The 21,686-nt window shown below is 61.0% G+C and carries 18 protein-coding genes; 9 read left to right on the forward strand and 9 right to left on the reverse strand.

Annotated elements, in window-relative coordinates; genetic code table 11:
* Positions 1 to 66: 66 nt before the first annotated feature.
* The gene (locus tag ACMLHZ_RS05460; RefSeq protein ID WP_418666768.1) at positions 67 to 3,063 is read right to left on the reverse strand and encodes a UvrD-helicase domain-containing protein; all 2,997 of its coding nucleotides are present in this window, start codon (positions 3,061 to 3,063) and stop codon (positions 67 to 69) included.
* 184 nt (positions 3,064 to 3,247) lie between these two features.
* On the opposite strand from ACMLHZ_RS05460, the gene ACMLHZ_RS05465 reads away from it, so the two are divergent.
* The 6 genes from ACMLHZ_RS05465 to ACMLHZ_RS05490 all read left to right on the forward strand — a co-directional run bounded on the left by ACMLHZ_RS05465 (position 3,248) and on the right by ACMLHZ_RS05490 (position 9,137).
* The gene (locus tag ACMLHZ_RS05465) at positions 3,248 to 3,892 is read left to right on the forward strand and encodes a bifunctional 4-hydroxy-2-oxoglutarate aldolase/2-dehydro-3-deoxy-phosphogluconate aldolase (RefSeq protein ID WP_418666769.1); all 645 of its coding nucleotides are present in this window, start codon (positions 3,248 to 3,250) and stop codon (positions 3,890 to 3,892) included.
* A 23-nt stretch (positions 3,893 to 3,915) separates the two neighbouring features.
* Positions 3,916 to 4,926, forward strand: a complete 1,011-nt coding sequence (locus tag ACMLHZ_RS05470; protein WP_418666770.1) for a 2-dehydro-3-deoxygalactonokinase — start codon at positions 3,916 to 3,918, stop codon at positions 4,924 to 4,926.
* On the forward strand, positions 4,923 to 6,467 hold the full coding sequence (locus ACMLHZ_RS05475; protein WP_418666771.1) for a RecQ family ATP-dependent DNA helicase: 1,545 nt from the start codon (positions 4,923 to 4,925) through the stop codon (positions 6,465 to 6,467). The genes ACMLHZ_RS05470 and ACMLHZ_RS05475 overlap by 4 nt, the downstream gene beginning before the upstream one ends.
* Before the next feature lie 93 nt (positions 6,468 to 6,560).
* Entirely contained in the window at positions 6,561 to 6,902 is a 342-nt protein-coding gene (locus ACMLHZ_RS05480) for a phenylpyruvate tautomerase MIF-related protein (RefSeq protein WP_418666772.1), read from the forward strand.
* 97 nt (positions 6,903 to 6,999) lie between these two features.
* Positions 7,000 to 8,388, forward strand: a complete 1,389-nt coding sequence (locus ACMLHZ_RS05485) for a sodium-dependent transporter (protein ID WP_418666773.1) — start codon at positions 7,000 to 7,002, stop codon at positions 8,386 to 8,388.
* 35 nt (positions 8,389 to 8,423) lie between these two features.
* Positions 8,424 to 9,137 (forward strand): VanZ family protein, encoded by a 714-nt coding sequence (locus ACMLHZ_RS05490; RefSeq protein WP_418666774.1) that lies wholly within the window; start codon positions 8,424 to 8,426, stop codon positions 9,135 to 9,137.
* A 203-nt stretch (positions 9,138 to 9,340) separates the two neighbouring features.
* Here ACMLHZ_RS05490 and ACMLHZ_RS05495 read toward each other — a convergent pair whose 3' ends face one another.
* The 8 genes from ACMLHZ_RS05495 to ACMLHZ_RS05530 all read right to left on the reverse strand — a co-directional run bounded on the left by ACMLHZ_RS05495 (position 9,341) and on the right by ACMLHZ_RS05530 (position 17,955).
* The gene (locus ACMLHZ_RS05495; RefSeq protein WP_418666775.1) at positions 9,341 to 9,610 is read right to left on the reverse strand and encodes a hypothetical protein; all 270 of its coding nucleotides are present in this window, start codon (positions 9,608 to 9,610) and stop codon (positions 9,341 to 9,343) included.
* 199 nt (positions 9,611 to 9,809) lie between these two features.
* Positions 9,810 to 11,138, reverse strand: a complete 1,329-nt coding sequence (locus ACMLHZ_RS05500) for an MFS transporter (protein ID WP_418666776.1) — start codon at positions 11,136 to 11,138, stop codon at positions 9,810 to 9,812.
* Between the two features lie 5 nt (positions 11,139 to 11,143).
* Positions 11,144 to 12,184, reverse strand: a complete 1,041-nt coding sequence (locus tag ACMLHZ_RS05505) for an ROK family transcriptional regulator (RefSeq protein ID WP_418666777.1) — start codon at positions 12,182 to 12,184, stop codon at positions 11,144 to 11,146.
* Positions 12,185 to 12,383: 199 nt separating this feature from the next.
* Positions 12,384 to 13,034, reverse strand: coding sequence for an RraA family protein (locus ACMLHZ_RS05510; RefSeq protein ID WP_418666778.1), 651 nt, complete (start codon positions 13,032 to 13,034; stop codon positions 12,384 to 12,386).
* A gap of 62 nt (positions 13,035 to 13,096) precedes the next feature.
* Positions 13,097 to 13,645, reverse strand: a complete 549-nt coding sequence (locus ACMLHZ_RS05515) for a hypothetical protein (RefSeq protein ID WP_418666779.1) — start codon at positions 13,643 to 13,645, stop codon at positions 13,097 to 13,099.
* Entirely contained in the window at positions 13,642 to 14,295 is a 654-nt protein-coding gene (locus ACMLHZ_RS05520) for a hypothetical protein (protein WP_418666780.1), read from the reverse strand. Before ACMLHZ_RS05520 ends, ACMLHZ_RS05515 begins: the two co-directional genes overlap by 4 nt.
* 3 nt (positions 14,296 to 14,298) lie before the next feature.
* Complete coding sequence (locus ACMLHZ_RS05525; protein ID WP_177562363.1) at positions 14,299 to 16,428, reverse strand: hydantoinase/oxoprolinase family protein; 2,130 nt, start codon at positions 16,426 to 16,428, stop codon at positions 14,299 to 14,301.
* Positions 16,429 to 16,659: 231 nt separating this feature from the next.
* Positions 16,660 to 17,955, reverse strand: coding sequence for a citrate transporter (locus ACMLHZ_RS05530; protein ID WP_418666781.1), 1,296 nt, complete (start codon positions 17,953 to 17,955; stop codon positions 16,660 to 16,662).
* A 601-nt stretch (positions 17,956 to 18,556) separates the two neighbouring features.
* Here ACMLHZ_RS05530 and ACMLHZ_RS05535 point away from each other — a divergent pair.
* From ACMLHZ_RS05535 to eda, 3 genes are all read left to right on the forward strand, one after another.
* Positions 18,557 to 19,612 (forward strand): LacI family DNA-binding transcriptional regulator, encoded by a 1,056-nt coding sequence (locus ACMLHZ_RS05535; protein WP_418666782.1) that lies wholly within the window; start codon positions 18,557 to 18,559, stop codon positions 19,610 to 19,612.
* Positions 19,613 to 19,759: 147 nt separating this feature from the next.
* Positions 19,760 to 20,725 (forward strand): sugar kinase, encoded by a 966-nt coding sequence (locus tag ACMLHZ_RS05540; RefSeq protein WP_418666783.1) that lies wholly within the window; start codon positions 19,760 to 19,762, stop codon positions 20,723 to 20,725.
* Positions 20,718 to 21,680, forward strand: coding sequence for a bifunctional 4-hydroxy-2-oxoglutarate aldolase/2-dehydro-3-deoxy-phosphogluconate aldolase (gene eda, locus ACMLHZ_RS05545; RefSeq protein WP_418666784.1), 963 nt, complete (start codon positions 20,718 to 20,720; stop codon positions 21,678 to 21,680). The genes ACMLHZ_RS05540 and eda overlap by 8 nt, the downstream gene beginning before the upstream one ends.
* Positions 21,681 to 21,686: the final 6 nt, after the last annotated feature.

Below are 21,686 nucleotides of genomic sequence, written 5' to 3' on the forward strand. Positions count from 1 at the left end.
AACACAAGGGGGCGCCCCGCCGTGAATCTCTGTCGCGGCGGGGCGCCCTTATTTGTTCCGGGCCCGTCAAAAAAAGCTCAGCTGCCTGGGCCGCGGACCGGCGCCCGGCACCTGCCCCCGCTCCACCTCGCCAAGCTCGGCCGCAAAGCCGCTGGCTGCACCGGGCGCGGTGAGCACCAGCTCCTCCCGGGCGCGGGTCACGCCCACAAAGAACAGGCGGCGCTCCTCTTCCCGCTCAGCGGCCGAAAGGGGCTTCCCCGGGCGTTCCAGGGGCAGCTGGCCCGCGCTCACCCCCGCCAGGAACACCAGCGGGAATTCCAGGCCCTTGGCGCCATGCAGGGTCATGAGGCGCACAGCGCCTGCCGCGCCCTGCCTGCCGCTGCGGCGGTGCACGTCACCCTCGCCGCCGTTTGCCAGCACATCCAGCAGGGCGGCGGCGGTGGAATAACAGGCCGCGGCGCCCGCCAGTTTTTCCAGTGCCGGGCTGCTGCCGTTTTCCCGCATCCACTCCTGCACAAGGCGCAGGGGCTTTTCTTTGGAACCCGCGGCAGCTTTTTGTTCCAGCGCGGCCAGGGCGTGGCCCACTGCGGCGTCCTCCAGCCAGTCCTCCCTGCCCACCACAAGGCAGGGGATATCGTCGTGGCGCAGGCATTGCTCGATCAGCTCCAGCTGGCGATGGGTGCGGGCCAGCACCGCCATTTCCGAGAACGCATAGCAGCTCTCGCTCTCCCCCGGGCGGGCGGTGAGCATGTCCATGCCGCCGGTGCGGCGGGCGATCTCTTTGGCAAGGAACACCCCCTCGGCAAAGGGGGTGGGCGCCGTGAGCAGCCGCACCGCCGCACCCCCGGTCCGGGCGGCCTGCAGCACGCGGGGGCCGCCGGGGTTGTGCCCGATCAGCGCGCGGGCGCAAGCCAGCACGGGCGGCGCGCTGCGGTAGTTCTTTTGCAGGGTTACGGTGCGCAGGGCGGGGTAAGCCTGCCCCAACCGCTCAAAGCACCGGCCCGCCGCGCCCCGGAACCCATAGATGGCCTGATCCGGGTCGCCGATGACAAACAGGCTCTGCCCTGCGGCGTGCCAGGTCTCGATCAGGGCAAGCTGTACCTCGCTGGTATCCTGAAATTCGTCCACCAGCAGATGGCAAAAACGCTGGCTGCGGCCCGGGCCGGCCCGCAGAGCGTCCAGCAGAAGATCGTCCAGATCGCGCGCGCCCTGCCGCTGCAAAAGCTCCTCGTAGGCAGCCAGCACCTCCGGCCCGGCGCCGCCGGACAATCCGTTTTTCTGGCGGGAAACGCCTTCCAGAATGCGGCGGTCCGTTCCTTTCAGGCCAAATTGTGCCCGCAGCTGTGCAGCCGCCTGCTTTTGTTCCTGCGCCGCAAGCAGCGGGCGGCCTTTGCACACCTCCAGGCAAACGCTGTGAAAGGTACCGATGGTCATTCCCCGCAATGAGGCCTTTCCTCCCAGGGCCTCTTCCAACCGCTCACGCAGCTCGGCCGCTGCCTGGCGGGTAAAGGTGACCGCGGTGATCTGGCCCGGCTTTGTCCCCTGCTCCAGCAGCCACAGAATGCGGGCCGTCAGGGTCTTGGTCTTCCCAGTGCCTGGCCCCGCCACCACCGCCACCTCGGCCTCGGGCGCGCTGGCAGCCGCGGCCTGCTCCGGGTTCAGGCCGGCAAGCGGACCGCTCTCCTGTGGGCCGCCCGCCGCCCTGCCCGCGGTCTCATCGGGTTTCCCAGGTGCCAAACGGATTTTATTGGCCGGTCGGCGCGGCCCTGCCTGTTTGATTTCGCGTTTCCTTTCGGCGGCCAGAAAGGTGGTCTGCCCGTTCAATTCCTCCAGCTCTTCGGGCTCGAACAGGCCAATCACGCCGTACACACCATCGTATCCGGCCCGGCGCAGCACCTGTCCCGCCCGAAGCCGGCGCACCCCCTCGGCAAACACCGGGCCGGCGGCCCGGTTCAGATCTTCCAGGGGCGCCTGGCGCAGGATATAAAATTCCGGCCCCAGCTTTGCCAGCAGTTCAAAATACGTTTGCTCCGCTTTTTTGCTGGCCGCCCCCACCCCCAAAACAGCCGCGGCAGTTTCCTGCAGGGGCACCAGGCTCTCAAACGGCTTTGCTCCTTGCGGGCGGTATCCCGCCGGGCGGTCGGCCAGCGCTTCCACCCTGTGTTCCACGCCAATGGTGATTTTTTTGCCGCAGGCCGGGCAGCGCCCCCCGCAGGCCAGGGTTTCCTGCGGTGTAAGGCACACGCCGCAGGCCCGGTGCCCATCCAGATGGTATTTCCCTTCTTCCGGGAAGAATTCAATCGTGCCGCCGAATCCCTCCCCCGTTTCGATTGCTTTTTTCAGGGCGGGCCAGGCAGGCTCACAGTCTAAAAGGTTTGCCTCACGGCCGAGCTTCGCCGGGCTGTGGGCGTCCGAGTGGGAAACCAAGGTCAGCCCGTCCAGCCCGCTCACCCGCCAGTTCATGGGCGGGTCCGAGGAGAGGCCGGTCTCCACCGCGTGGATGTGGCCGGCCAGGTCGCCAAAGCACTCCGCCACCGTATCAAACCCCGAAAACGCTCCGAACATGGCAAAATGGGGGGTCCAGATATGGGCGGGGATGAACATTGCGTCAGGGCAGCATTCCAGGGTCAGCTCCAGCAGGTCCCGGCTGTCCATGCCCAAAATAGGCCTCCCGTCCGAGTGCAGGTTGCCCACCGCTTCCAGCCGCCGGGCCAGCTCGTCGGCCTCGTCCAGGCCCGGCAGCAGGATCAGGTTGTGCACCTTGCGCACCCTGTCGCCTTTTTTATAGATGCAGCTGATTTCACCCGTCACCACAAAGCGCGGCTGCCCCGCGCCCAAGGTCGCATCCGGCAGCGCATATTCCGGCCGCAGGGTATAAAAACCGGGTTCGGCCGGGGCCAGCTGCCGGCGCAGTTCCTCCCGCCATGCCGGGTGGGTAAAATCCCCTGTGCCCACCAGCCCAATGCCTTTGCGGCGTGCCCACAGGTCCAGATGGGGCGCATCGCCTTCCTTGCTGGTGGCGCGGGAAAAGCGGGAATGGATGTGCAGATCGGCAATATACATACAGGTGGCCCCTCCTTTGCGGGCGGCTTTTTCGCCGCACTCCGTGCCAGAATTTCTCTTTTTATTGTACCGCGGTTTGGCCGCTCTGGCAATTGTTTTGCCTTTCCCTGCGTGGTATACTTTAATCGTAGAAAAAGGGGCCGCTCCGGCCATATCACTGTTTTACCAGGAGGAATCATCGCCTATGCTGGATCTGTTGCATCAGGTCAAACAGCACCGCATCATCGTTGCGGCGCGGGGCCTGCGGCCCGCCGATCTTCTGCCCACCGCCCATGCGCTGCGCGCCGGGGGTATCCGCCTGCTGGAAATCACCTTCGATCAGGCAAGCCCCACCGCCCTTGCCGACACACCTGCCGCCATCCGGCAGGTGCGCGAGGCAATGGGGCCGGAAATGCTCGTGGGCGCGGGCACCGTTCTTACCGCCGGGCAGGCCCGGGCGGCGGTTCAGGCGGGTGCGCAGTATCTGCTTACTCCCAATCTGGATCTCGGGGTCATCGAAGCCGCTCATGCACTGGGCGTTCCGGTTGTGCCGGGGGCGTTCACGCCCACCGAGATCGCCGCCGCCTGGAACGCGGGGGCCGCACTGGTAAAGTTGTTCCCGGCGGGCTGCCTTGGCCCGTCTTATATTCAAGCCATCACCGCGCCCCTGTCTCACGTCCCCTTGCTGGCAATGGGCGGGGTGAACGAAGAAAACCTTCTGGAATATCTCTCCCTGCCCTGTATGGCAGGGGTGGGCGTCGGTTCAAATATCGCTAAAAAGGCGTTGGTGGAAGCCGGCGATTTTGAAGGGCTCTCCGCTCTGGCGCGCCGCTACACCGGCCAGTTATAATGCCTTTAAAGGAGAGAAAAACAATGGAACCCTGCACCCTTGCCATCGACACCGGCACCACCAACACCCGGGTGTTCCTGCTCGATCACGCGGGGGCCGTGTTGGCCGCCGCCAAGGCGGAGACCGGCGTGCGCGATACCGCTGTCACCGGCAGCACCGCGCAGCTGGAAGCCGCGGTCAAACACTGCCTGGAAGAGGCCCTGGCCGCTGCCGGGGCCCAATGGGACCAGGTGGGCCAGGTACTGGCCAGCGGTATGATCACCTCGAACCTGGGTCTGTGCGAGATCCCTCACTGCACCGCCCCCGCCGGCGCTGCAGAGCTGGCCGCCCACGCCGTTACCCGCCTTGTATCCGGGGTATGCCCGGTTCCCATCACCTTTTTTCCCGGTGTAAAAAACGCAGCCGAACCGGTGGATGCCGGGCATTTTGAGCCCATGGACATCATGCGGGGCGAAGAGGTGGAAGCCCTGGCCCTGCTGCACGAGTATCCGGCGGGCAGGCCCTATCTGCTGGTGCTGCCCGGCAGCCATATGAAATTCGTTTTTGCCGACGCAGCGGGCCGGCTGACCGGCTGCCTTACCACCATCAGCGGCGAGCTGCTGGCCGCCATTACCACCGGCACCATCCTGGCCGACGCCGTGCAGCGCCAATTTGCCAGCCCGGAGGGCTATGACCGCGAGCTGGCCCTGGCAGGCTGGCGCACCGCGAAGCAGACCGGTCTGGGGCGTGCCTGTTTTTCCGGGCGCATTTTGAGCCAGTTCGGCAAACAGCCCCCTCAAGCGGTGGCCAGTTATCTTTTGGGCGCGGTGCTTCAAAGCGATCTTGCTGCGATCCATGGCTCGGGCGCGCTGCACCTGGAGCCCGGGGCCGAGGTGATCGTGGCGGGCAAGGACCCGTTGCGCCGTGCCATGGCCGACCTGCTGGCCGCCGAGGGCTCTTTCCCAAAGGTGCACTGCTATGAGCCTGCGCCCGGCGCTGCGCCTCTGGCCGCCCGGGGCGTTTTGTATCTGGCCTGGGCAGCGGCACGGGGATGAGCATGGAAGAAAACCAGAAATATTCTGCCCTGCAATCCGTCTTCGGCTACAGCAGCTTCCGCCCCGGGCAGGAAGAAGTGGTCGATGCCTTGCTGGCCGGGCGGGACGTTCTTGCCGTGATGCCCACCGGGGCGGGCAAGTCGATCTGCTACCAGCTGCCCGCCCTTTTGCTGCCCGGCGTAACCGTGGTGGTGAGCCCTCTCATCAGCCTGATGAAGGACCAGGTGCAGGCCCTGGTCCAGATGGGGGTGCGGGCGGCCTATATCAATTCCAGCCTTACCGACGGCCAGTGCCGCAAGGCGCTGGAGAACGCTTGTGCCGGTATGTACAAAATCGTGTACGTGGCCCCCGAGCGGCTGCTCACGCCGGGCTTTGTACGTTTTTCCCACAGCGTGCTCATCTCGCTGGTTTGCGTGGACGAAGCGCATTGCGTATCCCAATGGGGGCAGGACTTCCGGCCCGGCTATCTGCAGATCGGCGAATTTTTGGAAGGGCTGCATACCCGGCCGCCGCTGGGCGCTTTTACCGCCACCGCCACCCAGCGGGTGCGGCAGGATATCCTTCGCCTTTTGGCCCTGCGCTCGCCGCTGGAGCTCACCACCGGCTTTGACCGGCCGAACCTGTTTTTCGAGGTGGAGCGCCTGCCGGAAAAGGATAAATACGCCGCGCTGGCCGCCTATCTGCGGGCAAGGCCCGGCGCCAGCGGCATTGTGTATTGTTCCACCCGCAAAAAAGTGGACGAGGTGTGCGCGCGGCTTTTGGCCGACGGCTTTTCCGCTGCTCGCTACCACGCGGGTCTGGAGCCGGAACCCCGCCGCCAGAGCCAGGACGCCTTTTTGTACGACCGGGTGCAGGTGATGGTAGCCACCAACGCCTTTGGCATGGGCATCGACAAATCCAATGTAAATTTTGTAATCCACTACAACATGCCCCTGGATCTGGAAAGCTATTATCAGGAGGCAGGCCGCGCCGGGCGGGATGGCCAGCCGGCCGACTGCATTCTGCTTTATTCCCCGGGGGATGTGCGCATGGGCAACTTCTTGATCGACAACAGCTCCCCTGCCGAGGGCGAGGACGAGGATGTAGAAGTTCTGAAGGACCGCCAGCGCGAGCGCCTGAAACAGATGACCTTTTACTGCCACAGCCGGTATTGCCTGCGGGGCGAGGTGCTGCGCTACTTTGGCCAGGCCCAGCCCTTCGCTTCCTGCGGGGCCTGCTCGGTCTGTGCGCCCGACGCCTGCCGCGCGCCGGTGGCGTGCCTTGCGGCGCGCCCTGCCCACAGGGCCGCGCCGCCGGACGAGCGGGATCTGGACCAGGCACTGCTCGCCCAGCTCAAAGCGCTGCGAAAAACGCTGGCGGCCCGGGCCGGGGTGCCGGCTTTCGTGGTGTTCACCGACGCCACCCTGCGTTCCATGTGTGCCCGGCCCATCCGCACCCGGCAGGAGCTTTTGCAGGTGCCCGGCGTGGGCGTGCGCAAATGCGAGAGCTATGGCGACGAATTTTTGCAGCTGCTGCGCCGGCACGCAGACGGGGAGCAGTGACCTTTGCCCTGTTTCGCACGCAGCCCAGTGTATCCCAAAGCAGCGGCACACCGCCCCCGGTGCGCCGCACAAATACAAAAGGAGCGTATTATTATGCCGTTTATCCAGGTCAAAACCAATCTGCCGGTGAGCGAGGGCAGCGAAGACACCCTTAAGACCCTGCTGGGGCAGGCCATCGCCTCGCTGCCCGGCAAGACCGAGCAATGGCTCATGGTGGGCTTTGAGCCCGAATACCGCCTGTGGTTCCAGGGCACAAGCGAGCCCGCCGCCATGGTGGAGGTGTCGGTATATGGCGGGTCCTCCCCCGACCGGTACGACGAACTGACCGGCCGCATCTGCGACATTCTGGGCGGGGAGCTGGGGTTGGACCCGGCGCGCATCTATGTAAAGTACACCGAGACCCCGGACTGGGGATGGAACGGCTCAAATTTTTGACCCCTGCGCAGCGCCGCTTTTTTGTAAATGGATGACTTTTTTGCCCCAATGTGATAAAATGGCTGTGATTTTTCGGTCAAAGGTGTGAAAGAGGGCAATGAAGGAACAACAGCGCAGCCAATGGGCAAGCAAACTGGGCTTTGTTCTGGCCGCGGCGGGCAGCGCCGTGGGCCTGGGCAACATCTGGAAATTCCCCGGCAAGGTGGCCGCCTACGGCGGCGGGGCCTTTATCCTGTGTTATCTCGCCATCGTGGCGCTCATCGGCCTGCCGGTCATGCTGGCCGAGCTCTCGATCGGGCGGGCCACCCAAAAGAACGTGGTGGGGGCCTTCCGCCAGTTGGATCGCCGCTGGAGCTTTGCCGGCGGCATTGGCGTGGTCACCCTGTTTGTGATCATGAGCTACTACAGCGTGGTGGGCGGCTGGGTGCTCAAGTATGTGTGGGTCTACCTGACCGGTGCGGACTTTGGCGCGGGACCGGACCGCTACAGCGCCTTTTTTTCGGGCTTTATTTCCCAGCCGCTGCAGCCCCTTGTGTGGGCGGCCGCTTTTCTGGCGCTGTGCATCTATGTGGTGGTGCGGGGCGTTTCGGGCGGCATCGAGCGGGTGAGCAAGGTTTTGATGCCCTGCCTGTTTTTGCTGCTCATCGCGGTTGCACTGCGGGCGGTCACTTTGCCGGGCGCGGGCGAAGGGCTGCGGTTTTTATTCTCCGTGCAGCCGGGCAGCCTGACCGGCGACACCCTGGTGGGGGCACTGGGCCAGGCCTTTTTTTCGCTGAGCGTGGGCATGGGGATCATGATCACCTATGGCTCTTACGTGCCCAAAAACGACGACCTTTTTAAAAGCGCCGCTTCCATCTGCGCCCTGGACACGCTGGTGGCGCTGCTCAGCGCGGCGGCCATTGTGCCGGTGGTCTTTGTGACCCTGGGCCAAGAGGGGCTGGGCATGGGCGGCGGCTTTGCCTTTATGGCCCTGCCGGAGGTGTTTGCAAAAATGCCGGGCGGGCGGTTGTTCGGGCTTTTCTTCTTTGTGCTGCTGTTTCTCGCGGCCCTCACCAGCGCCATCAGCATTCTGGAAAGCTGCACCGCCTTTTTGATCGAAGAGTTTCACCTGAGCCGCCTAAAGGCCACCGGCCTGCTGGCCCTTCCTTTAATGCTGCTTGGCGCCGGCTATTCCCTGAGCCAGGCCGGCGGCCGCGGGATCAACCTGCCCTGGTTCGATTTTTCGGCCGGGTTCCAGTGGCTACCCATGAACGCGGTGATGGAAAAATTCACCGACAATTTAATGATCCCCCTGGGCGCGCTGTGCTTTTGTTTGTTCGTGGGTTGGGTGTGGGGCACAAAAAACGCCGCCCGGGAAATTGGCCCCCAAGGCGGCAAGCCGTTCCCTCTGGCGCGGCCCTGGGGGGTTGCGGTGCGCTTTGCGGCCCCGCTGGTGATCCTGGTGATCCTGTATTTCACCCTGGGCAAAGGGCAGGGGCTATCGTGACTTGTGAATTATGGCATAACGAATAGGAGGCCAAAATGGGCGATTTCCCCACTGCAGTCTACACCCGAAAGGAAAAGCGATTGCTGGGCGTCATCACGTCCTTTTACCTTTTTATATTTTTCATCGCATTCATCGACCGCTTTTTAATTTTCTTTCTGCTGACCGGCCAGGAATATTTTAATCCGATCGATTTGCCGAGAAAAATGAATTTGATTCCCTTTGCGACCATCGGCAAGATCAGATTTTTTTCGATGCCCGTACTGGGAAACATTCTTGCTTTTTTACCGCTGGGGCTTTTTATAAAGCTCTATATCCCCCAGATAAGGAAAGCCACCTGTGCACTGTTTTGTTTTTTGCTCCCGGCGGGCATAGAGGCAGCACAGTATCTGTTGGCAACGGGATCGCTGGATGTAGACGACTATATCCTAAATGTGTGTGGCCTTGCTTTGGGCGTTTTGCTTTACAACGCAGTTTTTGTGGCAACCCACCGCAACACGGCCACCGTCCAAACATTTTTTGTGAATACCGCGCTGGTTTTTCCGCCTTTTTTGGTCAGTTTTATTCGCTGTTTGCTCTCTGACAAACGGGACGCACACCTTAAATGGGTGGATCTGGCCGTGCACTTTGTCTATTTGATTGCAGTTTTCTTCATGCTGCGAGGTGCTGCAAAATGGCAGTATGTTTATATTGCCGCTGCCACGTTCTGTTTTGGCGTTTTCTTTTATATGTTCTTTGTAGCATGGGTCTGAAAAAGGAGAAAATTCGCTCCATCATGGAGGCAGAGCGGCTCCGCACCGCTACGAAAAGCTAACCAGCCCCATTTGTGATATCGTGTGCGGCGAACTGGAGCTGCCCCCCGCGCGCATCTACATGAAATACACCAAGATCCCCAACCGGGGGTGGAACAGTTCAAATTTTTAAGGGCAACGCTTTTCGGAGAAAGACTTCCCGCCTAATACCTATGAAAAAATGTCGAGCCGGTGAGCCAGAACGCAAAAAAGACTCCGGCCTTGAAATTTTGCAGGGCCACATGACCCAGTTGTTCGGCCTGGTGCTGCTGATAATGCAAAAGGGCTTCGGCAGCCTGGCCTTCCAACATCATCTTATCGGCATCTCTTCGCATCAGCTGTTCCAGGTTGCCGAAATACTGCCGCGTGCCCGGGTGAAAGCCGCCTTTGGGCCAGCCGAACACAGCAAAAAGCTTGTCCCATTGATTTTCCATTTTGTGTTCCTCTGATTTTTTCTCTTCCCTTAGAAATCCCACGAAAAATTCCCCAACAAGGCTTGGCCCAGTATAGCACAACCAAATCCCGGCGTCTTAATATTAAATGCTTTCATGTGAAATTAAACTGCAATACACGAAAAACTTGTAATGTAAAAGGTCAAAACCAGAGGGTCTGCCCAAGGCAGACCCTCTGGTTTTAATTTTCCACTCCCGCCGTGCAGCAGGCCGCGGGCTTCGCACAGGCCTTTCGGCAGGCCGCCCGGCCCCTGCGCCCGGCAGATACCGCCAGCAGCTGCAGCAGCAAAATACCCGCGGTGGAGAGCAGGTAAAGCAGCCGGATCTCGGCAAAGGGCGCGGCGCCCGCGATCCATTGGCTTGCCTGGGCCGCGCTTTTCACCGCGCCGCCCGCCATGGGGCCCAGCATCACCCCCAGGCCGATGGCCGCGGTGTAAAAGTTATCGTATACAATGCGGTTTTCCCGGGGCATCAGCTCATACCTCCGGTTGAACACCGCCACCGCAAACCCGGCGTTCGCCACCGACGACACCAAAAACGCCGCCGGGATGAACACCTGCCAGCTGCCCGGCCCGGCAAAGGCCATGAACAGCGTTTCGCCCGCAAACAGCCAAAGCGAGGCGGCAAGCGCCCTGCGATGGCCCCACCGGTCGCTGATCCTTCCCCAGATCCCCAGCCACACCACTTGCGGCAGCGAGATGAGCATGTACAGCGCGGTGACCGTTTGATACGGCAGCTCCAGATATTTTATCATGTATCCCATCGTAAAGCTGTCCGACACGTTGAGCAGCAAATAAAACGCAAGAATATAGGCTACAAACCCTAAAAAGCGCCGGTTCCGCACAGGCAGGCCCACCAGCTGGCGCAGCCGGCACCTTTGGGCGGGCTGCGCCTGCCGCCCACTGTCCGGCGTGCGCGCCAGCACCGCGACCTCGGCCGCGCCCAGCGCGCCCGCCGCCGCAAACAGCAGCGCAAACCCCCAATACTGCCCCTCCATCCGGTCCAGCCAGTACCCCCCGGCCACCGACAGCGCCACCGTGACCACCAGGGTAAAGGTCTGCCGCAGGGAGATATACCGTCCGCTGTTTTTTTCCTCCACAAAGGCCAGCATCCACTGGTTCAGCACCACAGTGGTCTGGGCCTGCAGTGTGAAGGCGACCAGCACGGCCGGCACAAACGCCGCCAGCCACAAACGCTGCGGAAGCACCGCCGGGATCGCGGCAATGACCACGGTGGCAAGGCGCGAGAGCACCGTCAGACCCAGGGCGAGCCGTTTTTTGCTGGAAAAGCGCTCCAAAAAAGCGGCGAACGCCAGGGTCAGCACCCCGCACAGGTTCAGCGCCACGCTCAGGTAGCTCACCAGCACGTCGCCCGCGCCCATCCAGATGGCGAGGCCGGTCAGGCACACCCCGCTGGTCAGATAGCCAAAGGCCGTTCCAAACGCCGCCTGCGCCAGAAAACGGCCCTGCGCTTTTGTGCCCGCCCCCGGCCCGTGGCTGCTGCTTTTCATATCGCTCACTCCTTTACAAGATGGACTTCGTCAAACATTTTTGCCGCAGTCAGCCATGCCATGCCGCTGTGATAGTCGTGCTGATGGTCGGCCGAATACAGCAGCTCGGCCAGCATGTTTTTGGGCAGAAGCGCCGTAAGCCCCTCGGTGAGGGCGCCCAGACAGTTTTTGCGGAAGCTGGCCCCCCCCAGCACCACATACCGGGGGTTCAGGATACCGCAGATCCACCCCAGAACCCGCACCACCAGCCGCGTGTATTGCGCGTCGCTCAAGGAGGGCTTCATCACCTCGTCCAGCAGGCGCTCGTCCTCCTGTGGAACAAGACCCAACTCCCCTGCAAAATTGTTGCAGCCCCGCACGATGCGCCCCCCCGCAATAAAGCCCGCGCTCACGCAGCCCTCCTCAAAATGCAGATAGGCCATGTTGGTGTTTTCGGCCCCTTCCCGGGGGAAGAGGTGCTCGTAGCAACGCCCCAGGCCGATGGCGGTGGCGTTCAGGTCGTTTTCCAGCACCACGGGCAGGCCGTACCGCCGGGCCAAGGTACTGCCCAGATCCGTTTTATGAAACTCCTCTGTATTTTTATCCTTTCGCAGCACGCACCCGCCCTCCACGATGCCGGGCACCCCCACCCCAATGGCCTTAATCTCTTTTTCCCGGGTCAGGCCGTCCAAAAAGGCAAAGATGGCCGCCTCCGCCATCCCATCCTCCATTTCCAGCGGCGTGGTCTGCAAAATTTGGCCGCACACATCCACCAAGAGGCCATAGGCCTCGCCGTCGTACAGGCACACGGCCGCTCCGTGGTAGCGGCCAGGCCGGAAGCCGTAGCGCTGGGCCTTGCGCCCCCCGCTGGAGGCGTCGAAGCCCAGGCTTTCAATCTCGCCGTTTTCCAGCATTTCGGCAAGCAGCGAGCGAACAGTGGTGGAGCTGATGTTCGTCTTGCGGGCGATCTCGGCCCGGGTTGCTGTGCCCTGGGCGGTGATCACCTTGCGGATCAGCGACAGATTCGCCTGTTTGAGCAGTTTTGGGCGGCCGTTTAAGGTATCCATAGTGGGGCTCCTTTCCTGGTCCTTGTTTTGTAACATCCTTTTGTAAGTTTATGATATAAGTATATGCAGCTTTTCCTTTCGTGTCAACCCCACGCTGCAAAATACTGAAGAACAGCGCCTCCCCAAAAATTGGGAAGGCGCTGTCTCCTTTTATTTTTTCGGGTCTGCCGGCCTGCCCGGGGCGGGGCCGCATTCTTTATCAGATCGCGCCGACCTTGGAGTAGACCTCCTGCAGGGACGCGCCGTTTTTCAGCCCGTCGCGCACCGTGTCCTCCTTTTTGATGGTCTCCATGGCCTTTTCCAGCACTTCATCCACAATGGCGGCCGGAATAACCGCCACGCCGTCGATATCGCCGAAAATATAATCGCCGGGGTGGATGGTCACGCCTTCCAGTGTCACGGGGATCTGGCACTCGTTGATCTCGCACCGGCCCTTGGAGGTGCGGGGGTCGCGGCCACCGTAGAACAGGGGGAAATCCATCTGGTGAAGCTGCTTTACATCCCGGGCGTAGCCGTCGGTCAGAACGCCCGCGCCCTTGCGGCCCAGCACGGCGGTGGCGAACAGCTCACCGAACACGGCGCAATTCTTTTCGCCGCGGATGACCAGCACGTATACCTCGCCTTCCCCCAATTGATCCACCACCCTGCACTGGGCGGTCAGGGGATCCGCCGGCATGGAGTACACCTGTGTCCCAATGCTGGTGAACGCCGGGCCAAAGATCACGGTATGGTCTTTCAGCGGCATCACCGTGCGGGCGATGGATTGGCTGCGGTAGCCCATGCCATCCATCACATCGCATAGAACGCCGGAATACATTTCTTTTTTCACGGTCTCCACGTCGTATTTCATTTTATAGTCCTCCTATTTTTTGCCGCAGCGCGGCGTCTTGGTCCATCCTCAATGTTTTGGCGTCACAGCCGGGCAGCCAGCTGGGCCAGCGTATCGCTGCCCACATGCTGGGGTACCAGCCAGCGCACCGTTTCAATAAAGCGTTTGTACTGCTTCGGGTCGCCGTTGACCGCCAGCTTTTCGCTTTCGGTGCAGAACACGGCGGTTCGGCTCATCATGGGCACCTTCACCCGTTGCACTTCGCTCCACCGGATCTCGCGGGTGCGCCCCAGCCAGGAAACCTGTACCAGCCGGTCGGCATAGGCCACGCTCTTTTTCATATAGCACCACAAAAGAACAAAGCCTCCGGTCACCCCGCACAGCGCGGCCAGGGCCGCCAGCAGGCTGTAGCTGCCGGGCCGTGTGCCGCCCAGGGTAGGGTCCGCCAGCTTGCCGCACAGCAAAAAACCGGCCAGTAAAAAGCACAGATATCCCAGCATGGCGGTCACGCCCGCCTCGTGCACCACAGCCTTTTCCTGGCCGTTCAGCGGGTAACGGCGCACCCGCAGCAGCACACCCACGGCGGCAAGCGCCAAAACGCACACGGCCGTGCTCACATAGAGCAGCATCATAACAATCCCCCGCAATCCATATAGCGCTCATACAGCTCCGCCGCCCTCTGCGGATGCCCGGCCTCCAGCATGACCACATTCAGCAAATAGGCCGAATAGGGCAAGCCGCACAGCGTTTCGGCAAAGGCCATGGCCGCGATCTCTTCCAGGCAGGCTACCCGGCGGCTGGCAGTCCCAAAGAGCAGGCCCTTGATGGGAACCTTCCTCTGCGGGAAAGGGTCCGGCTGGCCGGCTTCCAGGCTGTGGTACAGCTCGTGGGCAAGCAGCACCTCGCCCACGTCCACCGCCCCCAGCCATTGCCGCAGGCCCTCTTTTTCCATGAGCTGGTGGGTGGCCTGCACATTGTCCAGGTTCACCAGCACCCTGTCCGGCGGCTCAAAGCAGGCGAACAGCGCATAGTCCGCATCCACCTGGCCGTGGGCCCACTCCACCCGGAGGCCGTACCGTTCCGGCAGCTCCCCCACCGGCGCTTCGCCGTGTTCTGCGCGCACCTGCTGCGCCAGCCGGCAGCCGAACCGCCGGCTTTCGGCCGCCAGTTCGGCCCGCTGGGCAGCGGGGATACGCCCGGCCTGAGCCTCGCCCAAAAAAGCGATCTCCGTGATCGCCCCGGGGGGCAGGCCCATCAGGTTTTCCACATACGCACGGATCATTTGTTAAAAGACTTCCGTCTTGGCCGCGATCAGGATGATCGGCTCGTTTTCGTCCGCCTCCAAAAATTCGCTGCGCATAATGGTCTGGAGCTGTTCCAGGCTCAGGGTGTTGGAAAAGTCCAGCACCTTGCCGCCGATGCACAAAAAGAAGTCCGGCGTCATGACCATGTCGGTCTTATAGCCAAGCTGGGCATTCCACAGTTCGGCCACGGCCTCTTCCCACTCGCCGGCCTTGCACAGCCGGGCAACGGCGTCGCTGTTCTGCACCTTAATAAAGCCCCGGTGATCCACCAGGCGTACCTGCTGCTTTTCGCCCACCGTGCGGCCGAACACGTAAAAGATGTCGTTTTTGATCAGGGTCTCGACCTCTTCAGGTTTTGCGTGCATCGAGTCCGCGGCCAGACCGCGCGCCTCCTCCTCGCCGCATTTCAGCTGCAGGTCGGTGGTCTGCACCTCCGTACTGCCCAGTGCAATGGCCGTGATCTTGGAGGTCTGGGGGTCGATCTCGATCTGCACCTCAATGGTATCCGGCACCGCGCCGTTTTTCACGGCCAGGGTCGCCGCCTCTTTTTTGAGCTGGCGGATGTCCTCGGTGGTGGGGTTGGGGATCACGCGTTCCACCACGTCCCGCACCATGGCCAGCGCCACGCCGATGGAGCTGATCACCTCGGCATATTTGGGGATGCTGTAATTCAGCTGCATCTCCTTTGCCGTATAAGGCAGCAGGGCCGCTGCGCCGCCGCCCACGCCCACCAGGGTGATCTGATCCTTTTCAATGCGGTATTTCTCGGCAAATTCCTCGATCACCGGCTTGATTTTTTCGTAGGCCTTATCCAGGATCTGCCGGGCGCACTCCTCCACCGAAACGCCCATGTAGTCCGCCAGGGGCTTCATGCACAGGCGGGCGCTCTCCACATTGCCGTAAGAATAATCGGTCTCTTTTACCAGGCCCAGCACGTTGGCCGCGCAGGAGTTGGTAATGGTGACCCGCTTACCGCTTTTCAGCTTGATGCGCACGTAATCCTCGGGGTCGCCGGGCTTGGGCGAGAAAAACTCCAGCTCCGGCTCTTCGATCTCCCCGGTGGGGGTGTACACCGCATATTTCAGCCCGCCGATGTGGGCCGAGCGCGGACCCACATCCACCAAATGGCCGTTCGCCGCCCGCACCATCGAGCCGCCGGCCACGCCCAGCACCCGCACGTCCAGTGAGTTGATGTAGGTGCGGTGCCCGCCCACAATGGAATATTCCACCGCCGGGCGGCCGTTTTTGATCACGCCGATGTTGGTGCTGGTGCCGCCCACCTCAAAGTAGATGCCGTTCGAGGCCCGCAGATACATCAGCGCGCCCATGACCGACGCCGCCGGGCCGGAGAGCATGGTGAGCACCGGGCGCTTTTTCATCTCGGTGATGTCCATCACGCCGCCGTCGCCCCGCATGATCATCAGGGGAACCTTAATGCCCGCCTTGCGCACGCTGCTTTCGGTGCTCTCGGCGGTGTTCATCATCTTGGGCAGGATGCTGCCGTTGATGGCTGCGGTGCGGGTGCGCCGGGTCAGGCCATACAGCTTGCTGATGTCCGACGCCACCGAGGCCAGCATGCCCTTTTCCTGGGCTGCCTCGCGCACCAGAAGTTCTTCCTTCAGGTCGTCCACGCCAAACGCCTTGCTGCCCGCAATCACCGTGGCGCCCTGGGCCTTGAGCTCGTCGATGGCTTTGCCCAGGCTCTCTTTGTTCACATCCTTTACCTTCATATAGGTGTGGCAGGTCTCAATAAAGCGGCCGGTCCCCAAGTCAATGGCGGGGATATTCGTCTGGCGTTTGGCCAGCATGGCCTCCAGCCCGCCTGCCCCCATACCGATGATCCCCACCTTGGCAACGTCGCCCTCCAGCAGGGCGTTGGTGGCCTGGGTGGTGCTGTGGGCAATAAAAACCACGTCGTCCGGGTCGATCCCGTTTTGGGTCAGGCATTTTTCAAAGCACTCGATCACGCCCGCCGCAACGCCCATGGGGTCGTCGTGGCTGGTCATCACAATGCTTTCGCCCACGATCTCGTGGGTGGCGTTGTCCAGCGCCACCGCCTTTGTATGTGTACCGCCGACGTCAATGCCGACACGGATGCTTCTCTTTTCCATATGTGTTTCTCCTAACCGCGTGGATTCTCTGCGCGCCGCCGTTTGCGGCTGGGGCGCGCTTTTCAGATCGTTTTTTCTGCACAGCCGTGCGGGGCGGGCGGCAAAATGCCCGCCCCGCATGGCCGCAAAATAGCCTGCGGCTATTTTTTATGCAAACTGTGGGATGTTGTGCACTGCAAAACAAAAAGGCCGGTCCTCAATCTGTTTTGGGAAGCGCGCGTTTCAGCCGGTTCAGGCGGCAAACATGAAATATGCTACCATTTCCAGAATGAACGCGCAGGGCAGGGCATAGACCAGGGTCTGCTTCATGTACTCTTTCGTGCTGATCTTGGTGTAACCAATGGCCCACAGGTTCCAGGACTGGGTGGGGCACACATTGGTGTTCACGGTGCAGCACTGGATGTAGAACAGGGGATACAGTACGGTCAGGGGGTAAATTCCGGTGGCGGCCACAATGGCAAAGGTGGCGGCGCCGGCGCCCCAGATGGTGAGCGGGCCGCGGAACAGTGACATAAAGCTCAGCAGGCCGAACACCAGGAAGATCAAAAAGGCGTTGCTGGGAATGATGGGCGACACGATGGGCGCGAGCAGGTCCTTGCAGGCGCCGGCAGCCTTGATGAACATCTGCAGAAACATCAAAAAGCCCAGCACCAGGCCCACGTCGGCCACGCCGTCGTGGAAGGTTTTTTGCAGCACTTCGCCCAAATTGCCCCAGCTCTTGAAGTAGCCGGTCCAGGCCAGCGCCCAGAGCACCGCAATGATGATGGCGGGAATGGCGGAAACCTTGAACGCCACCGACAGGGTGACCGGCAGGATCGGGGTCAGGCAGGCCAGCAGGTTCACGTTTTTGCCTTCCAGCGAGCCGGACGCCGCAGCCCAGGCTTTTTTCTTCGCGCCCTTGCGGGTGGCGAACAGAACCATGAGCACAATGCTTATAAAGTGAATTACAAACGCCACCAGCGCAAAGCTGTACCAGCCCTCAAAGCCGTACTGCTGGTCGTTCACCACCATGGTGCCGGCGGCCTGGGTGAGCAGCGAGCTGTTGAAGTAAAGGCCGCAGCCCACGGACATGGTAAAGGTGGCGGCTGCCAAGGGCTTGGGAATACCCAGGCTCAGCAGAATCGGGAACACGATTACGCCGATGGCAACCACGGCGCCCACGCCGTAAGCGGTGGTAAAGATCAGGCTGGTCACCAGCGCCAGAAGAATGGTGGTCACGGCGGGCTTGTCGCCGCCCAGCTCCACCGCCTTGCGGATGATGGTGCGCGCAATGCCGGTTTCTACCAGGATGCGGCCGAACCAGGAGCCAAAGATGATGTTCACGGCTGTTGCGCCAAAGCCCTGCGGGCCGTCGTTAAAGATGGTGGTGTTCACCGTTTCCCAGGTGATCGCCCCGCCCACGGCGCCAAGGCCGCTCCACAAAACGGCCATCACGAACAGGCCGAGCATCAGGTTTCCGCCCTTGGCGGCATAAACAATAAATGCCAGATACGTAACGAGCAATAAAATACCAATGATCGTTTGCATAATTTCCTCCTTTTGGTTCCAAAGCCAAACATGAGTTCCGACCCAGAACCTCTTTTTGGTCTGCTTGCTTAAAAGCGTTCATCCCACCGGCAAAGCAATGTCGAGCTCCAATCTGATCGCTTACCGCCCCCTCTCGCCGGGTTTGTCTAAAAAGAGCAAACCCTGTTGTTTTGTGTTTGTGTACCGGTTTCAAAAACTTGAATAAAAAAACTGTGTCAGCATTTTTCGCGGAACGATTGCCAGATGTGCTTGGGATTGGCCGAGGTCCTTTGGGAAAAGCTGAGCCACAGGATTCGCGGAAATTATTTGGTATTTTATAATATATTTCGCAAGTTTTCAACAAAACTTTTGACGCTTTTATCATATCACAACATTTTTTCTTGTCTATCCTTTTTCCCAATTTTCAGAATAATGAACAATTTTAGAACACACTTTTTGCGCCAAACCACGAAAAATCGGCTTTTTACAGTTATGTTTACCGGTTAAGTTTGACTTTGACAAGTCGGAATGTTATAGTGTGAGTGGAAATCCTGTGCCACACTTGTGGTCCCGGGCGTTTTTTTGCCCGCAGAGGCATAGTCTTATGAAAGGGGGCCCGCCTGTGAAAGCGAGTCGCAAGGTAACCATCTCCGACATTGCCGCCGCTGCCGGCGTTTCCAAAACCACGGTTTCCCGTTTTATCAATGGCCGCAGCGACCTGATGAGCGAAAAAACCTGGGAGCGTATCCGCGCCGTAATCGAGATGAGCAACTACCGCCCCAGCGACGCGGCCCGCAGCCTGAAAAGCCAGCGGACCCGCATGATCGGGGTGCTGATTTCGGACATCTCCTCCCCCTTCTCCTCGGCTGTGGTGCTGGGCGTGAGCGATTACCTGGACCGAAAGGGCTACACCCCTATTTTTGTAAACTGCGACGACAGCGCCGAAAAAGAAGCCCATTATCTCTCCTCCCTGCTGGCCAAGGACGTGGACGGGCTGCTGGTAAACCCATCCAGCCAGGAAAACCCGCAGCTCATCACGCTGGCCTGCCAAGGAATGCCCATCGTACTTTGCGACCGCTATGTGAACAACTATCAGTTCGATATTGTGACCGGCGAGTATGAGCGCTCAATGGAAAATGCCGTGGCTCATTTAAAGGAACAGGGCTATACCCGCCCCGCTTTTTTCACCCAGCGCTGGGAGCATAACTCGGTGCGTCACCAGCGCCGCCAGGGATATCTGAACGCCATGCAGCGGCTTTACGGGGCCGACGCCGGCGGCGATGTGTACCTGGTGAGCACCCACAATCCCGTCAGCTTTGAAAACGCGTTGGACCGCTTTCTTTCCAGCCTGCGCCCCGGCGACATTCCGGCCATTGTGGGCGTGAACAGTGTCACCACCATGCACACGCTCAACCTGCTCAAGCGGCGCGGCCTGCGCATGCCAGATCAGATGGGCCTGTGCGGCCCCGAAGACTGGGACTGGTCGCCCCAAATGAACTGGCCGCAGCTTGTGGAACCCAACGTAACCACCCTGATGGTCCATGCGCGGGAGCTGGGCGCCACCGCCGCGCGGCTGCTTTTGCGCCGCATTGAAACGCCCGAGCTGCCTGCCCAGCAGGTGCTGCTCCCGTGCGAGCTGATCGTGCGAGACTCCACCCGTCTGTCACAAAAGAGGTAGATCGTTTTTTCGTTTTGAGTATAAAATCCCCGGCACAGAACCTGTGCCGGGCTTTTACAACCAGTTTTTGTGTATCGGTTTCCGCCCTTTTTTCTTAAATTTATACCCAGTTTGTCTGCATCTGTTTTGAATGGAGGAATTTTGAATATGTCCAAAGGAATTCTGTTGGCCGGCGAACCGATGGGGCTGTTCATTGCGCAAAACAAAGCCCCCCTCGAGGACGTGACCGGCTATTCCATGGCCCTGGCCGGCGCCGAATTCAACGTGGCCATCGGCATGAGCCGGCTGGGCCATACCGTGGGGTATCTTACAAAGCTTGGCAACGACCCCTTTGGCAAGCGCATTGTAAAGATCATGAACCAAAACAACATTTCCACCGAGCTTATCACCCACACGGACGAGCGCACCACCGGTTTTATGCTGAAAAGCTCTGTGGAGCAGGGCGACCCCGAAATTTTTTATTACCGCAAGGGCAGCGCCGCCTCAACCTTGAGCGCGGGCGACGTGCACGCGCTGGATTTTGCCCGCTACGATACCCTGCACATGACCGGCATCCTTCCTGCCTTGAGCGACAGCACGCGCGAGGCCACCGCCGCCCTGCTGGAAAAAGCCCGCGAAAACAAAATGCTTTTTTCCTTCGACCCCAACCTGCGCCCTCAATTGTGGGGTGACCGGCAAAAAATGATCGATTACATGAACCGAATGAGCGGCGAGTGCGATATCTTTCTGCCCGGCGTGGCCGAGGCCGGGATCCTTTTGGAAGAGCACCGGCCCGAATACATCGCTGAAGCTTACTTAAAGCGCGGCGCAAAGACCGTGATCGTAAAATTGGGGGGTAAGGGCGCTTATTACGCAAGCTCCTCCTCCAGCGGTTACGTGGCCGGTTTCCCGGTGGAAACGATTGTGGATACGGTGGGCGCAGGCGACGGCTTTGCCGCAGGCGTCCTTTCCGCCCTGCGCGAGGGGCTTTCACTGGAGGATGCGGTGCGTCGTGGAAATGCCATCGGCGCCATTCAGGTCATGAGTTTGGGCGACAATGACGGCCTGCCCACCCGCGAAGAACTGGACGCCTTTATGAACGGCAAAAAAGATTGGAGGAAAGAACATGTCTGATTGTTTTAAGAGCCTTGAAGCGATAGGGATCATCCCCGTCGTTGTGATAAACGACGTTGCGGGCGCGGTGCCCCTGGCCCGTGCCTTGGTGGAAGGGGGCATTCCCACCGCCGAGGTGACCTTCCGCACCGAAGCGGCTCCTGCCGCCATCGCGGCCATGGCGCAGCAGGTGCCGGAGCTTTTGGTGGGCGCGGGCACTGTGACCAGTGCAGGGATGGCCCGGCAGGCCGTGGAGGCAGGCGCCAAATACATCGTGAGCCCCGGTTTGAATCCGGCGGTAGTGCGCTGGTGCCTGGAGCACCAAGTGCCGGTGCTGCCGGGGGTTGCCACCCCCACCGAGGTGGAGGCCGCCATGGAGCTTGGCCTGACCACGCTGAAATTCTTCCCCGCTGAACAGAACGGCGGTGTGAAAATGCTCAAAAGCCTCGCTTCGCCCTACAAAACCATTCGTTTTATTCCCACCGGCGGCGTGGGAAAGGAAAACCTGAACGAGTATCTGGGCCAGCCCAATGTAGCCGCCTGCGGCGGCAGCTGGATCTGCCCGCCCGCACTGGTGGACTCCGGCGACTGGACCGGCATCACGCGCTTGTGCCGGGAAGCCGTGGCCGAAATGCACGGCTTTCAGCTGCTGCACATCGGTCTCAACAGCCGCGACGAGCAGGAAGCCCGCGCCAACTGTGAGGCGTTTGCCGGCCTGTTCGGCTTCCCGGTGATTGAACTGCCCGGCGCTTTTTTTGCCGGCACTGCCATGGAGGTGGTCAAAAGGCCCTTCCTGGGCGAAAAGGGGCACATCGCCATCAGCACCAACAGCGTGGAGCGGGCCATGGCCTGGTTCGAACGCCGGGGCTGCAGATTCCGCGCCGAGGGCGTCGCCCGCGACGAAAAGGGGCTGATCGCGGTGTATTTTGAACAGGAGGTGGGCGGCTTTGCGCTGCATCTGCGCCGCAAGCCGTAACCCCTT

This window comes from Allofournierella sp. (assembly GCF_048388525.1).
Taxonomy (GTDB): domain Bacteria; phylum Bacillota; class Clostridia; order Oscillospirales; family Ruminococcaceae; genus BQOK01.

Excerpts from the sequence above, each read along its gene's own strand:
- ACMLHZ_RS05460 (WP_418666768.1), bottom strand. The coding sequence starts at position 3,063 with ATGTATATTGCCGATCTGCACATCCATTCCCGCTTTTCCCGCGCCACC.
- ACMLHZ_RS05465 (WP_418666769.1), top strand. The coding sequence starts at position 3,248 with ATGCTGGATCTGTTGCATCAGGTCAAACAGCACCGCATCATCGTTGCG.
- ACMLHZ_RS05470 (WP_418666770.1), top strand. The coding sequence starts at position 3,916 with ATGGAACCCTGCACCCTTGCCATCGACACCGGCACCACCAACACCCGG.
- ACMLHZ_RS05475 (WP_418666771.1), top strand. The coding sequence starts at position 4,923 with ATGAGCATGGAAGAAAACCAGAAATATTCTGCCCTGCAATCCGTCTTC.
- ACMLHZ_RS05480 (WP_418666772.1), top strand. The coding sequence starts at position 6,561 with ATGCCGTTTATCCAGGTCAAAACCAATCTGCCGGTGAGCGAGGGCAGC.
- ACMLHZ_RS05485 (WP_418666773.1), top strand. The coding sequence starts at position 7,000 with ATGAAGGAACAACAGCGCAGCCAATGGGCAAGCAAACTGGGCTTTGTT.
- ACMLHZ_RS05490 (WP_418666774.1), top strand. The coding sequence starts at position 8,424 with ATGGGCGATTTCCCCACTGCAGTCTACACCCGAAAGGAAAAGCGATTG.
- ACMLHZ_RS05495 (WP_418666775.1), bottom strand. The coding sequence starts at position 9,610 with ATGGAAAATCAATGGGACAAGCTTTTTGCTGTGTTCGGCTGGCCCAAA.
- ACMLHZ_RS05500 (WP_418666776.1), bottom strand. The coding sequence starts at position 11,138 with ATGAAAAGCAGCAGCCACGGGCCGGGGGCGGGCACAAAAGCGCAGGGC.
- ACMLHZ_RS05505 (WP_418666777.1), bottom strand. The coding sequence starts at position 12,184 with ATGGATACCTTAAACGGCCGCCCAAAACTGCTCAAACAGGCGAATCTG.
- ACMLHZ_RS05510 (WP_418666778.1), bottom strand. The coding sequence starts at position 13,034 with ATGAAATACGACGTGGAGACCGTGAAAAAAGAAATGTATTCCGGCGTT.
- ACMLHZ_RS05515 (WP_418666779.1), bottom strand. The coding sequence starts at position 13,645 with ATGATGCTGCTCTATGTGAGCACGGCCGTGTGCGTTTTGGCGCTTGCC.
- ACMLHZ_RS05520 (WP_418666780.1), bottom strand. The coding sequence starts at position 14,295 with ATGATCCGTGCGTATGTGGAAAACCTGATGGGCCTGCCCCCCGGGGCG.
- ACMLHZ_RS05525 (WP_177562363.1), bottom strand. The coding sequence starts at position 16,428 with ATGGAAAAGAGAAGCATCCGTGTCGGCATTGACGTCGGCGGTACACAT.
- ACMLHZ_RS05530 (WP_418666781.1), bottom strand. The coding sequence starts at position 17,955 with ATGCAAACGATCATTGGTATTTTATTGCTCGTTACGTATCTGGCATTT.
- ACMLHZ_RS05540 (WP_418666783.1), top strand. The coding sequence starts at position 19,760 with ATGTCCAAAGGAATTCTGTTGGCCGGCGAACCGATGGGGCTGTTCATT.
- eda (WP_418666784.1), top strand. The coding sequence starts at position 20,718 with ATGTCTGATTGTTTTAAGAGCCTTGAAGCGATAGGGATCATCCCCGTC.